This is a genomic window from Thermorhabdus hydrogeniformans (assembly GCF_049310025.1).
In the GTDB taxonomy this organism is placed as follows: Bacteria; Bacillota; Thermosediminibacteria; order Thermosediminibacterales; family Tepidanaerobacteraceae; genus JBJYKD01.
This window is the reverse complement of sequence record NZ_JBJYKD010000081.1, coordinates 1-508: the sequence shown is the minus strand read 5'-3', so window position 1 is coordinate 508 and position 508 is coordinate 1. Positions and strand designations below refer to the sequence as shown.

The window sequence follows — 508 nt, the reverse complement described above, 5'->3', positions numbered from 1 at the left end:
TTTTATTTCTGGGCAGGTTATCCCAGGGCAAAGAAGAGATGTCAAAAAGCAAGGAAGCGTAATTAGAAAGCTGATCCAAAACAACTACAGGCATAGAACCAATTGCAGGATGATAAAAGCAGCGATAAAACTTTAACGCCTCAACAGGAGTCATTCCATTCATGTTTTTGCCAAAATGCGGCCGACTGTAATTGAAATATAGTATCCAGTTTTGAGACATATTCAGAAACGAACTTCTTGAAGTTGCCTTCTTCAAGTTTAAAGCATAAAACTCCTCATCATCAGTGCGATGAGAGCGTTCAACGAAGCAATTTGTTTCCTTATTCCTTTCCGGGATATTAAGCAAAGATACATTCCAATGATCGAAAATGAATTTTTGCATAAGTCTTCTCTTGCGTGAGCTGGCACTGCCTCCGAACTCCACCCCGTTATCTGTTTGAAAGAAGAGTTGATGTTTTACACCGAAGGCTCTAAGCCAGGCTGCCACAAGCAGCATGAAAGTCAACCC

At 40.9% G+C, this 508-nt stretch carries 1 protein-coding gene; it reads right to left on the bottom strand.

All coding sequences use genetic code 11. The features are described from left to right. Nucleotides 1–508, bottom strand: a 508-nt coding sequence (locus ACKX14_RS15560; RefSeq protein WP_479685982.1) for a transposase family protein, incomplete at both ends; no start/stop codon positions are given.